Origin of the sequence: Bradyrhizobium sp. ARR65 (genome assembly GCF_000472385.1) — a bacterium.
Classification (GTDB): domain Bacteria; phylum Pseudomonadota; class Alphaproteobacteria; order Rhizobiales; family Xanthobacteraceae; genus Bradyrhizobium.
On the sequence record NZ_AWZU01000095.1, the window covers coordinates 1 to 11529 of the forward strand.

8 protein-coding genes and 4 pseudogenes are annotated in these 11529 nt (G+C 60.5%); 7 read left to right on the forward strand and 5 right to left on the reverse strand.

The window, feature by feature from the left end:
• Window positions 1–460: 460 nt before the first annotated feature.
• The 3 genes and pseudogenes from F758_RS53685 to F758_RS46045 form a co-directional block, all read left to right on the forward strand.
• Window positions 461–881: pseudogene (locus F758_RS53685) on the forward strand (recombinase family protein); the annotation flags it as partial.
• Between the two features lie 92 nt (window positions 882–973).
• Window positions 974–1186, forward strand: a complete 213-nt coding sequence (locus tag F758_RS0141810) for a hypothetical protein (protein ID WP_024513350.1) — start codon at window positions 974–976, stop codon at window positions 1184–1186.
• Window positions 1177–1467, forward strand: a complete 291-nt coding sequence (locus F758_RS46045) for a hypothetical protein (RefSeq protein ID WP_035725124.1) — start codon at window positions 1177–1179, stop codon at window positions 1465–1467. The genes F758_RS0141810 and F758_RS46045 overlap by 10 nt, the downstream gene beginning before the upstream one ends.
• Before the next feature lie 68 nt (window positions 1468–1535).
• Here F758_RS46045 and F758_RS52630 read toward each other — a convergent pair.
• Window positions 1536–1664, reverse strand: a pseudogene (locus F758_RS52630) (PilZ domain-containing protein); the annotation flags it as partial.
• Window positions 1665–1873: 209 nt separating this feature from the next.
• Here F758_RS52630 and F758_RS0141825 point away from each other — a divergent pair.
• The 4 genes and pseudogenes from F758_RS0141825 to F758_RS0141840 all read left to right on the forward strand — a co-directional run bounded on the left by F758_RS0141825 (window position 1874) and on the right by F758_RS0141840 (window position 7022).
• Window positions 1874–2389, forward strand: a complete 516-nt coding sequence (locus F758_RS0141825) for a DUF992 domain-containing protein (RefSeq protein ID WP_024513352.1) — start codon at window positions 1874–1876, stop codon at window positions 2387–2389.
• 90 nt (window positions 2390–2479) lie between these two features.
• Window positions 2480–2752: pseudogene (locus F758_RS52635) on the forward strand (ISAs1 family transposase); the annotation flags it as partial.
• A 519-nt stretch (window positions 2753–3271) separates the two neighbouring features.
• Window positions 3272–5323 (forward strand): alkaline phosphatase family protein, encoded by a 2052-nt coding sequence (locus F758_RS0141835; RefSeq protein WP_035725130.1) that lies wholly within the window; start codon window positions 3272–3274, stop codon window positions 5321–5323.
• A 121-nt stretch (window positions 5324–5444) separates the two neighbouring features.
• A complete protein-coding gene (locus tag F758_RS0141840; RefSeq protein ID WP_024513355.1) occupies window positions 5445–7022 on the forward strand; it encodes a tetratricopeptide repeat-containing sulfotransferase family protein in 1578 nt (525 codons plus the stop codon).
• A 113-nt stretch (window positions 7023–7135) separates the two neighbouring features.
• On the opposite strand, the gene F758_RS53690 is transcribed toward F758_RS0141840, so the two are convergent.
• The 4 genes and pseudogenes from F758_RS53690 to F758_RS0141870 form a co-directional block, all read right to left on the reverse strand.
• Entirely contained in the window at window positions 7136–7348 is a 213-nt protein-coding gene (locus F758_RS53690) for a transposase domain-containing protein (RefSeq protein WP_024513356.1), read from the reverse strand.
• Between the two features lie 46 nt (window positions 7349–7394).
• Window positions 7395–7682, reverse strand: a pseudogene (locus tag F758_RS53695) (IS66 family transposase); the annotation flags it as partial.
• A 1124-nt stretch (window positions 7683–8806) separates the two neighbouring features.
• Window positions 8807–10477 carry an MFS transporter gene (locus F758_RS47015; protein WP_245286770.1) on the reverse strand — a complete coding sequence of 557 codons (1671 nt, stop codon included), beginning with the start codon at window positions 10475–10477 and terminating at the stop codon, window positions 8807–8809.
• A gap of 393 nt (window positions 10478–10870) precedes the next feature.
• Window positions 10871–11131 carry a hypothetical protein gene (locus F758_RS0141870; RefSeq protein ID WP_245286771.1) on the reverse strand — a complete coding sequence of 87 codons (261 nt, stop codon included), beginning with the start codon at window positions 11129–11131 and terminating at the stop codon, window positions 10871–10873.
• Window positions 11132–11529 lie beyond the last annotated feature (398 nt).

The window sequence follows — 11529 nt, forward strand, 5'->3', positions numbered from 1 at the left end:
GGGGTTCCCGCTCCTTAATTACAGTTCGATCGCGATCTTGGTCATGCGACTCGCCAGTCGTCACGCCCGCTCCCGCTGGTCCAACATGGACTCCAACTTCATCCGCAAATACAGGCGTCGCCATGGCGCCGATTAAAGCCGCAGCAAAAAGATAGTTCCTCATTGTCTCCTCCAAACTGCTTACGTGGGAGAATGCGGTGGATTTGGATGCGTTCCCGCAGGAGCGAAGCGAGTGCGTTTCGTGGCCGGTTCCTATTCGAACTCAATCAGGCACAATCGGGTCGCGCGGCGCCGGATCCAGTCATGTTAATTGCCGCGGCAAGCTCACGTGTCCAATTGACCTGGGTTCAACGAACATGTCCGCCCTTCCCTGCCGAAACGTCCATTGAACCTGCTTCTGGTTTTCGAACACTAACGATTCAGACGTTTAGATGTTAATGGACAAATCGGGTTGAAAACCATGCAGGGCGTTCTGATTGGCTACGGCCGTACCTCGACCACTGAACAGCGTGCTGGTCTTGAGGCGCAGCTGCGCGATCTGCAAGCCGCCGGGTGTGTGAACATCTTCCAGAGCAGGTGTCATCCGTTGCAGACCGTTCTCAATTGAACGCGGCGCTCGACTACGCGCGCGAGGGTGACACGCTTGTCGTGACGAAGCCCCACCGGCTGGCCAGGAGCGCCCGGCACCTCTCGGAGCTGGTTGATCTACTGGAGAGCAAGCGTGTGGGCCTACGCATCCTGAACTTTGGCGGCGACGCGGTGGACACCCGAAGCGCCACGGGCAGGCTAATGCTGAAGATGTTCGCTGCGATGGCGCAGTCGAGCGCGAGATCATGCTCGAACGGCAGCGCGAGGGCATCGCCAAGGCAAAAGGGGACGGCAATTCTTACCCAGATTCTTAATGGCCGTTCATGCTTGTTTCAGGCGAAGCCAAAATTGCTCCAGCCGCGAACAAAGGAACAAGAAAACCGCAATGATGGAACAGCGCCGCTTTCCGCCGCCCTGGAGCCTCGACGAGTACACGGAGTCGTTCATGGTGCGCGATGCGGCCGGCCAGCCGCTCTGCTATCTGTATTACGAGGAGATGGAGCTCAGGCGCACGCAGCAGCGGCGGCTAACAAAGGATGAGGCGCGGCGCATTGCGCGGGCGATCACGCGCCTACCAGAGCTGATGCAGTGGGGCTGACGTCGGCCGATCCTCTGTTCAACGTTCCTTGCAAATTGCGGATTGAACCGTTCGCAAAACAAGAGCAAGTTCGACGGGGCATGGGGGACGATTCGGTGAAAATCAGTGGGCGCGTTCGTTGGGTTGTCGGCAGCGACCGCGAGAGCATTGCGGAAGCCGGTCGCCTGTCCTATCGCGACGACGAACAGACCACCAAGGATCCCGAGGTTTCCTCGCTGGCCGACCGTATTCTCAAAAATCTGGCGCTGATCCGGAGCTATGAGGCTCGGCGAGCCGATTAGCCAACACAGCAGACCGGGCCAGCAACGCTAATCGTAGCCGCGAGAGACGAGCGAGCCCGCCGGCTGCCTTACAACATCTCAGCCGGCTCTTTGGATTTCTTGCTTTTGCCGCGACGTAGGAATCTGACGGAGATCTGATCGCCATTGACCCGATCGAGCTCGCAGCGGCGATAAGTGAGACCCGTTGACGAAAGGACCCCACGGCCGCATTTTGAGCAAATTGGGCCGGGCCTGTCTGTCCGCAAAGCGACTCAACGTTTAGTCCTTCCTTGGCCTTTCTCGGCGGCAATCCGAGCGCGGCGCGTCGCGCGGGCCATCGCTCGCTGCCCGAGCTGATGGAACAGGAACATCGCAATGTCGGTCCGCGTTGAGGGGACCATCAGAATGCGTCGACGGAGGGCCGCCCATGAACAAAGCAACGCTGAACAGTGTCGCAATCGCATGCACCGCCCTGGCGCTCGCGCTCGCCGTGGTTCCGGCCACGGCACAGCAGGCCGGGCGAACGAGGGTCGGCACGCTCACCTGCAACATATCGCCCGGTGTCGGCATGATTGTCGGGGGACAGCGGCAGCTGAGCTGCATCTATGCATCGGCGAGAGGCAGGGCGCGCGAGGCTTATCAGGGCACAGTCAGCACCTTTGGGCTCGACATCGGCGCCACGTCCGGCGGCCGGTTGACTTGGGCCGTCTTTGCGCCGACCACGCTGCGCCGAGCGGCGTTGGCGGGAACCTATTCGGGTGGGAGCCCCGGGGGCACGGTCGGCGCGGGAGCGAGTGCCAACGTCCTGGTCGGAGGCTCGGACCGCACGGTCGCCTTGCAGCCGTTGTCCGTGCAGGGACAGACGGGCGTGAACATTGCGGCGGGCGTATCCACAATGGAGCTGCGGCCGGCCGCTGCGCCCGCACGTCGCACGGCCCAGTGATGACATCATCGCCGATGAACCAGGGGCGCATCGGTCAGCACGAGCGCAGCGGTGAGCCCGGCTCTTTCATCCGGGCCAGCGTGCGACGTTGACCTCGTCGTTATCGATGGCAAAACCTCCCGGCGAAGCCATGATCGCGGTGCGGACAGGCCACTTCTTCACCTCGTTTCTGACTTTGCGACCACCAATCGTCTCGTGCTCGGCCAAAAGGCGGTCGCCGACAAGACTAATGAAACCGCCGCCATTCCGGTCCTGATCGAGCGGATCGCCGAAAAGGACGGTCTCAAGGTCTCGATCGACACCATCGCCACAAACGCCGCCATCGCAACAACGATTCGTGACGCACAGGCGGACTTCCACCTCCAAGCTGTCGTTCATACTCGGCACACACACACAGAAATGGCCGCCCGACGTCGCGGCCTTGCTGTTTCTGGAGCCAGTTACTTCCGGTCTACTCCGACAAAGCGGACCAGCTCCAGAAATAACGAGCAAAGAGGATTGCCGTGTATTTGGACTTGGGCAGGCGCCAGCCTAATTCGCCGCCTCAATCAAGCCGCTCGCTGAGTTGACTTGAACAGAACATTGTATCGAGATCACGGTCGTCCCGATCCAGCGCCGACTTGAGAGCGAACGCCAACTGCGCCGCTTGTACAGCGCGTGTCGCGACCCTAGTCGAACCACTTGGGTGCGCTGGTGCGATCATCTCTCTCGAAAGTGCCCCACTCGTGTCGACATCTCTCTGTGATCGCTTTGACATGTTGCTGCAATCGACATGACATGCTCACGCAGTCAGCCTGACATGCGAAGCTCCTATTGTTAACGCGCGATAACGATCCGTTATCGCACGATTTCTCCGCAAAACTTATCTTTAAGAGGGGCGCGATGCTTAAGCAGCTAACAAAACGCATGCGCGATCGCACAGTGGTGACTACGGCCATCCTTTCGTTGATGGGGTATAATGCCTATGCGATCGACGGTGATCCCGGCGGAGCGAACGCGAATGGTCAAAAGACCAAGAGTCCAATCAAGCATGTAATTGTGATAATGGGCGAAAATCGTACTTTCGACCACGTTTTCGCGACCTATAAGGCTCAGAATGGCGAATTGGTCGATAACCTGCTGTCCAAGGGGATCATTAAAGAGGATGGTACGCCTGGTCCGAACTATGCCACGGCGACCCAGTATTCGGCGGTGGACGCCACCACCTATCAGATCAGTCCCGGCAACAAGGTCGCCTACGGTACGGCCTCCAAGCCGCTGCAGGCGCCGGGCACATCCTATGCCCCTCTGACCTGCTATACGAACATATACGATCCTAAGACTGGCGCTGCGACCAACGGCCCGGGCTGCGTGGCGAACCTGACGCTGGCGCAACAGGCCGAAACCGTCGCCGATACCGCTGGGTTGTACAGCCTGGAGGTGCAGGATCTGTCCCTGCTGCTCACGGGTGCGACAGGCTTGTCAAGCAACTGGCCTGACAGCCGAATCGCGAACTACAACAACCTGCCCAGTGGTCCGTATCCGCTGGTAACCGCGTCGGGCGGAAGCCTCTACGACACCTATGGCGGCAGCCCTGTACATCGCTTCTATCAGATGTGGCAGCAGCTCGATTGCGATGTCTCAAAGGCGACGCAACGCAATCCGAGCGGCTGCCAGGCCGATCTGTTCCCGTGGGTGGAGGAGACCGTATCGTCAGGCAGCAATGGCAAGCCATTTCCCTCGCCGGCGCCGGTGCCGCTGCTCAAGGAAGGCAACATCGCGATGGGCTTCTACAATGTCGCCAAAGGCGATGTGCCCTACCTGGCCAAGCTTGCCCGCGAATACACGCTGCTTGACAATTATCACCAGCCTGTCATGGGCGGCACCTTCGCCAACCAGATGATGTTCGGCTACGCCGATGCGCTCTACTATGCCGACGTTAACGGCAATCCGGCAGTTCCCCCGACCAACCAGATCGAGGATCCCAATCCGTTGCCGGGCACCAACAACTGGTACATGCAAGACGGCTACGGCGGCGGCAGCTACACCAACTGCTCCGACCCGACGCAGCCGGGCGTCGCGGCGATCGCCAATTACCTCAAGGCCATCAATGTCTCGCCAAACTGCAGGCCGGGTGCCTACTATCTCCTGAACAACTACGTGCCTGCGTTCATCGGCAGCGGAGCCACCGATCCAACAAATAACGGTCCGTTCACCCTGCCGCCGGTAATCAAGCAGAAGCACATTGGTGACGTGCTCAGCGCGGCCAATGTCTCGTGGGCCTATTACGGTGAGCGCTGGACCGACTTCAAGACAGCGCCGGGTCTGGGTGCGAACTTCGGTACGATCGATCCGCCGGCCTATCTCTACTGCAACATCTGCAATCCGTTCCTGTACTCGGCCTCGACCATGACCAGCGCGGCCGGGCGAGCCCATCTGCAAGATGTTAACGCTCTCTACGATGCCATCGCCAACGGCACCCTCCCGGCGGTGTCGTGGGTGAAGCCGTCAACCTTCAACGACGGTCACCCGGCCTCGTCGAAAGTGGACCTGTTCGAGGCCTTTACCCGGAAGATCATCGACGGGGTGCAGGCCAACAAAGAGCTCTGGGAATCGACCGCGATCCTGGTCACCGTTGATGAGGGCGGCGGCTACTACGACTCCGGCTATGTCCAGCCCGTTGACTACTTCGGCGACGGCACGCGGATTCCGATGCTGATCGTGTCCAGGTATTCCAGGGGTGGTCACGTCTCGCATGAATATTCCGACCACGCCTCGATCGTGAAGTTCATCGAGCGCAACTGGGACCTGCCGAAGCTCTCGTCGTACAGCCGCGACAACCTGCCGAACCCGAGGACGTCGGACGACAATCCCTACGTTCCGCAGAACCGTCCGGCCATCGGCGATCTGTTCCAGAGCTTTGCCTTGGGCGATCACGACCACGATCATCACTGATCGCGCGAAGTCCTTTTTAAGAGCTGATTCGCGTTGAGTTGGCGGCTTCGTTAACGGAGCCGCCAACTATGTAATAGCCTGTGTCCGACGTCGGCCGTTGAGAGTTCATGAGGCTCCTGCTTTGAATCCCGTCCCGCAGCAGAACCCAGCTCGAACGATCGACGCCGCACGTCGTGCCTTCCGCACGGGCGATGTCGCCTCGACCGAGCGCATCTGCGCCGAGATCCTGGCGCGCAACGCCAAGGATGCGGAGGCCTGGATGTTGCTCACCGAAACCGCACTGCAGCGCGGCCGTCATGATGCCGGGATCGTCAGCGCGGGCCGGGCGGTTGCGCTCGCACCCCGGGATCCGATTGCGCATGTACTTCAGGCAAAATGCCTGTACTTTGGTGGCGAAACTGCCAAGGCGTTGGCGGCGACGGAAGCGGCGGCAAGGCGTGTCGGAACTGCAGCCGATGCGCTTGACGCGGTCGGCGCGATGTTTGGTCTGCTCGGATTGCACGACCGGGCCGGGGGCTTCTTTGCGCGCGCGGTCGCGGCGAAAAGGGATGAACCGCAGTACCTGTTCAACCTGGCCGCAACCGAGCGGATGACCGGGGCGCTGGCGGAGGCCGAGACCCATTGCGACGCCGCCATCGGCCTGAGAAAGCGCTACGCACTCGCCCATTACCTGCGCTCTGACCTGCGGATTCAGACGGCGGCGCGGAATCATGTCGAGGAGATGGAAGCGTTGCTCCGCGACGGCGCATTGCCGGGGCCGGACGAGGTGCTACTGCGCTTTGCGCTCGGCAAGGAATGCGAGGACCTCGAACGCTACGAGCGCGCCTACGATCACGTCGCAGCCGGCTGCAGGCTGCAGCATGCATTGCTGCGCGTGGATCCCTCACGCGCTCTTGCCGAGATCGATCAGATCATCAGCGCGCACACGCGCGACTGGCTCAAGAGCGCGCCGCGAGGGTATGCCTCCGCGGCTCCTGTGTTCGTGACCGGGCTGCCGCGGACCGGCACAACCCTAATCGAGCGCATTATCGGCAGCCATCCAGCGATGCACTCGGTCGGGGAAACCGCTGCGTTCGCGACCGTGATGCAACGCGCCATGGCGGATCGGTCGGACAAGACCGATCCTTCGATCGTCGGCCAGCGCTATATGGAGGCGGTGGCGGCGCTGCGCCTGCCGGCCGGTGCGCGATCCGTCGATAAGACGCTCGAGAACTATCTCTTTTGCGGTCTCATTCATGCGGCATTGCCCAACGCCAAGATCGTCCTGGTGCGCCGGTCTCCGCTCGACGCGTGCTGGGCAATGCTCAAGGCGCATTTCCGCGGCAAGTTCCCGTTCTCGTACGACCAAATCGAAGTCGCCGACTACTATCTCGCATTCCGGCGTCTGGCGCGGCATTGGCAGGCGACGCTCCCGCCCGACGTGATGATGGAGATCGACTACGAGGAGTTGGTGAGGGATCAGCCTGGCGCCAGTCGTCGGATAATCGACTTCGTCGGGCTTGGCTGGGACGACGAGGTCCTGCGCTTCCATACCAGCCCGATGCCATCGGCCACGGCGAGCGCGGTCCAGGTGCGCCGTCCGATCTATGCATCGTCGGTCGGGCGGTGGCGGCATTATGCGGATCGGCTCGGCCCGCTTCGCCAAAGGCTGGCGCGCGAGATGCCAGAAACCGAACTGGCCGTGCCGCCGCTAAAATGAAAGAACGCTGGGTCATGACCAATGGGATCTCCGCGGGCGTGCAGGTCGCGCAAGATCGCCAGCAAGTTGGGGCGGCTGACGAATCGACGGCGAGGCCTTTTGGCGACGTGGGCTCATGCGGCGGCCCGTCCGATGCCCTGGCGGGCCGCCTTCCAGTTCCAAGCCAGCAGCTCGTGCAGCTGATGGCTCTTGGTTCGCCCGGAAACGATCCGCTCCAGCACGTCGGACAGGTAGGCCTGCGGATCGAGCCCCTGGAGCTTTGCTGTCTTCACGAGCGATGCCAGGATCGCCCAGCTCTCTGCGCCGCCTTCGCTGCCGCTGAACAACGAGTTGCGTCTTACGCTCGACCGTATTGCGGTCGACCTCGACGCGGCCGTCGCAGAGAAACAGCGTCAGCCCCTCCCAGTGATTGAGCGCGTAGTTGATGGCCTCCGCCAGCTTCGACTGGGAGAAGAGCTGGCCGACCGTTGCCGTCAGCCGCGTCTTGAGCGCCGCCATCAACCGAGCCGTCCTGGTGCGGCGGGCGGCAAGCCGCTGCTCGGCACTGCTGCCGCGGATCTCGGCCTCGATGGCATAAACCGCCTGCAACCGTTCAATCACCTCACCGCCTCGAAAATATGGGGCGCGGTGAATATCGCGGCCAGCTTGGACCAGCGACACATCAGTCGGAAGATCGTTCCACCGCAACTGTCTGCCGGGAGAAATTGGTCTAGGGCCTGCCTTCAATTAGGGGAGTTTTGCGCGAGAACGGATCGGAATCAAACACAGACCAGGTGAAGCGACGGCAGCGATGGGGATTCCCAAATCAGCAATTGTGTGACTCATGGGGCGGTCGGCCTGAGGAGGAGCCGACCGATGCGGCGCTATGGGTTACGCGATGATCAGTGGGATCGGATCAAAGATTTTCTGCCTGGCCGCGAAGGCCACTCGCGCGAAACCTTCTCGCCGGCGTTCACCTCGCCTGCGCTATCATCCTTCTTAACTGAACACAGGCCCTAGCAATAGATCAGGAGATGATGCGAAGCGTCGCAAGTGATCATCGCAGTCGTTAATCGATTAAATCGAACATTGTGAGAATAATGATCTGTTAGAATAAATGATTGGGAGGGGCGATATTCCGTTGATCGGTGAACTGAACGGAGAATAGAAATGACGTGGATCATCAAAAAGACTATCCCCCTAGTTGCGAGTCTCCTATTACTTGCCGGCTCTCCGGCATTCGCCGCGAGGTCTCACCCTAACAGAGAGACGCGCGCTCACGATCTGGTTGCTGCGACTTACCCGCCCCATTTGCCACCCTCGCCGTCCCGCAGCGACAACTCCAGTCCTTACATCGGCCAATGGTTTGAGGGTTACCCGCGTCAGCAATAAGCCCAGCAGGGTCACGATGTTCTATCGGCACAGTTTGCTCCGCCCAGGACGGCAAGCCCGTCCTGGGTGGACGAGATGGTGAGCGCAGCAATCACCTACCGGCGCGGCGTTCGCTCCGTCACGGTCGCCAGAAAAACTTCCTCAAGTTTTGCGTCAAACAGAGAGCGAAGCCGACCATCTGAACTCACTTGGAGCGGCGCTGTCGCTTCGCCAGGCGAACGCCTGCCCCGCCTCCATTCTCAGGTATAAACAGGTGATGGCGAAGTTGAAGCTGATCGCTCTGCCCCAACAGAAAATCAATCAAGGTCACGATCGAGCCGCAGCCGATACACCGTGAGTTTTGAGCTTCGTGAAGAACGGTCGTAAAAAGCCGTTTTCCGGCGTCCGCGCAACCGCCAACCCGTGAGCACGTACTAGGTGCTCATGAGGGAAGCTCGCTGGGGGAGATATCGGTGGGACGACTGGCCTGTTGCAATGCGATGATGTTGCCGTCGCCCAGCTCGTGGTTGATGTGGATCGGAGCGTGAGCTTCTGGCTTGTGTTCGAGGCTGAGTCGGCGGCCTGCGAACTTTGCTGTCGTGTAAGAACGGCGCCAGCTTCGGCGCTCGACGGCACCCAGGAAGGCTTCGAGATGGGAGTTGAATGCTGCTGGCTCTTCGAGATTGATGGAGTGGCCGGTGTTGGGCGATATCCAGAGGCCGGCGTTCGGCAGTGTGGCCTTCAGCATCAGGTTGCTCGGGACAGGCCGCGTCCTCGTCGCCTACGATGAGCAGCACGGGCGTGGTCATCATGGAGAGCTGGTCGCGTAAGTCGGCGTAGATCTCCCGCAACCCCGCGAATGGCCGGCGGTCGTTGGCTGAAGGTGCCGGCGCCGCGTCGGGGACAAAAAGATAGACGATCGCGGCCATTGCTGTAGCTGCCATCGCAAGCCACTCGAACAGATCGCGCCAGCCGACCCAGGACAACGCCCACTCGGCAGGCATCGTCGCGGTCACGGCGCCCAGTCCGCCAAGCATGACCATCCAACCGTTGACGAGCGCGACACGCTCCTTGGGGAACCACAGGACTGTCGCTTTCAGGCCTGCCGTCAAGGCAGCGGCGACCCCGAGGCCGATCAGCGCGCGGCCGGCTAGAAGGGAGAGGAAGCCGTCCGAGGCGCCAAACAGTGCCGCCCCGTCGGCTGCGAACACCAGCACTACAGCTTGAACCTGGCGAGGGCCATAACGATCCAAGAAGACGCCGATCGGTATTTGCGCGACGGCAAACGTCAGAAAATAGGCAGAAGTAAGCAGACCAAGACTGGACGGAGAAAGTTCGAACTCGGCTGTCAGCGGGCCGGCAATGAGCGCACTGATAGTTCGAAATAGGTAGGACAAGTAGTAGCAGGCGGCGAACGGCAGGAAGACGCGGAAAACGAGCTGCAAGCTTGAGACTCGAGCCCCGGTCGGTGTGCGCGTGCCTTGCTGGTTGTCCTGCCCCGCCGTTTCCTGCACCCCCTCTGGTTGGCTGTCTTGCAGCGTATCGCTGTCGGCGGGATCGGTGGTTGGCGTGGACGAAATCGACACGGCGGCCACGTGCGCGTCGAGCGAGCGGCCGTTCAGGGCGCGATCGGCATGATCTCCATGCTCGCCGGCAGCACTTTGCAGAGCGTGATCCTCAGGCGAAAGCCAATGCGCATTTGTCGCGGCAAGTCGGTCTAGCGTTTCGCGGATGAGGGGTTTCTGCTGATCGACCCGTCGTGCGACCTGCGTGACGAACTCATTAAAGCGCGCTGCGCCTACTCTGCAGGCAGCGGATTGCGCGGCGTCCGGCAACGCTGGCGTCACAGTAAGATGATAGCGCGCGTGCATCGCTACCGTTTCACTAACGAATTTCAATTCGCGCGCGAGCTGATCGAGTTGCTGGCCCATCTGGGCCAGACGTTCATCCACACCGGGGCGGCGATCCTGATCGCCTGTGATATCAAGAAAACGATCGAGCGCAGCGCTGACGAGGCCGGACTTGGTGGCGCCGTGTTGGCCGGCGGCTGCCGCCAGCCGCGTGACGAGTTCTTCGCCGACGTAGACGCAGATTTTCCGTTTCATGGCGCGCCCTGACTGACGGCGGCCGTGTGCAAATCTGTTTCGAGATTTTTTTTCATGTTCGATGCTGACCTTCGCCCATCTATTCACAGCGATAGAAAGGCGTGTCGCGACATCCGCGCAAGATGCGGAGCTCAGCTATCGCGGTTTCGACGGGATCAGCGCGCGAAAACAGGCGCGAGCGTGGGCATCGACGATCGCATTTCTGTCTGCGGACTTAGGCTTTACGCTTGCGAGCGTCAGCAACAGCAATTGCTAGCAATCATTACGTGTCGGTCTGCGCTCGAACATCGCTGATCATAAGATCATCCTAGCGACGATCCGCTCGCAGCGCGTTGATCGAGATGCATACAAATGTCGACTGGAATGTCGGCAAATGACAGCCTTTGAGGCCACTCAAGCCTGGATTTCGTGCCGCGATTGCGTCTCTGCGTCATAGAGGCGGATTCGGAGCGCGGGGAAACGGCGTTTCAACTCGATGGCGCCGTTCTGAGCACCCTCTCTGGTGTTGAACTCGGCTTTGATTCGGCCGTCGATCTCAACGGCGAATCCAGTCTTTGGAAGTTCGTTCGAGCGAGGAGCCATGCCGAAGTCCAGAATTTTGCGTTGTAGTGCAATGGCTACTGCGAGTCTGGTTTTGCCGACAAGAGGATTCATGGATGCCATCGATTTCTAGCATGTCGCCATCGACGTGCCGGTCTGACTGACAGGGTGCTGGCAAATGCTGACACTGCTGGCCAAGAGANGCATCAGTGCGGGGCACGATGGAACTCTGATTTCGCGACGGTCTGAGAGATCAGTATTTGCGCGCCATTGCGACCGATTGCGCGATCGGATCGATCGCGCCCTTTTCTGACGGCGTAAAGGCTGCGTTGAATGGGCGATAATCTACCCTTCAACAAGTCAGTTTGAAGAGCTTTACTATTTGGGCCAAAGACCCCGCAGAATGCCTCACATGCCGAAGACCAGATTCACCGAAGCTGACGTCAGACGAGCGATCAAAGGCGTTATGGCGAGCGGTGCTACAATTGCGACCGTCGAAATCTGGTCTGATG

Bases quoted from the DNA above. Each gene is read 5' to 3' on its own strand.
- F758_RS0141810 (WP_024513350.1), top strand. From the start codon at position 974: ATGATGGAACAGCGCCGCTTTCCGCCGCCCTGGAGCCTCGACGAGTAC.
- F758_RS0141825 (WP_024513352.1), top strand. From the start codon at position 1,874: ATGAACAAAGCAACGCTGAACAGTGTCGCAATCGCATGCACCGCCCTG.
- F758_RS0141835 (WP_035725130.1), top strand. From the start codon at position 3,272: ATGCTTAAGCAGCTAACAAAACGCATGCGCGATCGCACAGTGGTGACT.
- F758_RS47015 (WP_245286770.1), bottom strand. From the start codon at position 10,477: ATGAAACGGAAAATCTGCGTCTACGTCGGCGAAGAACTCGTCACGCGG.
- F758_RS0141870 (WP_245286771.1), bottom strand. From the start codon at position 11,131: ATGAATCCTCTTGTCGGCAAAACCAGACTCGCAGTAGCCATTGCACTA.